This window comes from Pseudomonas sp. CM25, assembly GCF_013179705.1.
Lineage (GTDB): Bacteria > Pseudomonadota > Gammaproteobacteria > Pseudomonadales > Pseudomonadaceae > Aquipseudomonas.
Genome location: NZ_JABMCW010000648.1, coordinates 1 through 1,261, shown reverse-complemented (window position 1 = coordinate 1,261; position 1,261 = coordinate 1). Strand labels below are relative to the sequence as shown.

The 1,261-nt window shown below is 63.5% G+C and carries 1 protein-coding gene; it reads left to right on the top strand.

Annotated features, from left to right (window positions below; translation table 11 throughout):
• A partial coding sequence (locus HP546_RS30365) for a SulP family inorganic anion transporter (RefSeq protein ID WP_172233615.1) occupies positions 1-1,159 on the top strand: 1,159 nt, incomplete at its 5' end.
• Positions 1,160-1,261 lie beyond the last annotated feature (102 nt).

Below are 1,261 nucleotides of genomic sequence, written 5' to 3'. Positions count from 1 at the left end.
GCTGGGGTTCACGCTCGGCGCGGCCATCGTCATCGCCCTGGGCCAGCTGCCCAACCTGCTGGGCATGAACCTGCCAAGCCAGGCCACGGCGCTGAAAACCGTGCAGGACCTGGCCAGCCATGCCGGTGAGGTCGACTGGCCAGCGCTGGCCCTGGGCCTGGCTACTGTAGCGATCGGCATAGCGTGCAAGCTTTGGCGCCCACGATGGCCCAGCCTGTTGATAAGTCTGATTCTGGTCAGCGTGGTGGCCTGGCTGCTGCCAGGCTGGTTTGGCCATGTGCCGCGGGTGGCAGCCTTCACCGGGCAGCTTCCGCCCTTCAGCCCGCTGCCGTTACTGGACCTGGAACTCATGCTGCGCCTGCTGCCCAGCGCCGTGGCGGTGGGCATGCTGGGGCTGGTGACCAGCCTGTCGATTGCCCGCTCGCTGTCGGCACGCTCTGAACAGCTGATCGACCCTGATCAGGAAATACGTGCACAGGGCCTGTCGAACATCGCCGGGGCTTTTTTCTCGGGTTATTTGTCTGCCGGGTCCTTCACCCGCTCGGGCCTGAGTTATGAGGCAGGCGCCCGCTCGCCCATGGCCGGGGTGTTTTCGGCACTGTGGGTGGCCTTGTTCGCGGTTACCGGGGCAGGGCTGATCGCGCACCTGCCGATCCCGGCCATGGCCGGGAGTATCCTGCTGATCTGCTGGGGGCTGGTTGACCATCGGGGGATTCGGGCATTGTTCCGCGTCAGCCGCTCGGAGTTTCTGGTCATGCTGCTGACAGCGGCGGCGACCCTGCTGCTGGAGTTGCAGACAGCAATTTATGCCGGGGTGCTGGCTTCGCTGTTCTTCTACCTCAAGCGAACCTCACGGCCACGGGTGCAGCAGAGCCGTGAAGGGGAAGCGGACGTGCTGCGGGTGGGCGGGTCGATCTTCTTTGGCGCGGCGCATTACCTGCAGGTCCGCTTGCAGCGCTGCCAGGGGCCGCATGTGGTGATCGATGCGCGGCAGGTGAATTTTATCGACTACTCGGGTGTGGATATGTTGCATCGCGAGGCGCGGCGGTTGATGCGCTCTGGCGGAAGCCTGACCTTGCATCGGGCCAGGCCGCAGGTCATCGAGGAGTTGCAGAAGCTGGAAGGGGTGGCGCTGTGTCCGATACGGTTTGAGGAGTGAGCCGTGGGGCGAGGGTGTCAGAAATTTTGTGTTCGGGCATAACATGAGTAAGAGGTGCATGTATGCCAACCAAAAAAAAACCGCTCCGAGAGTTACCAAAGG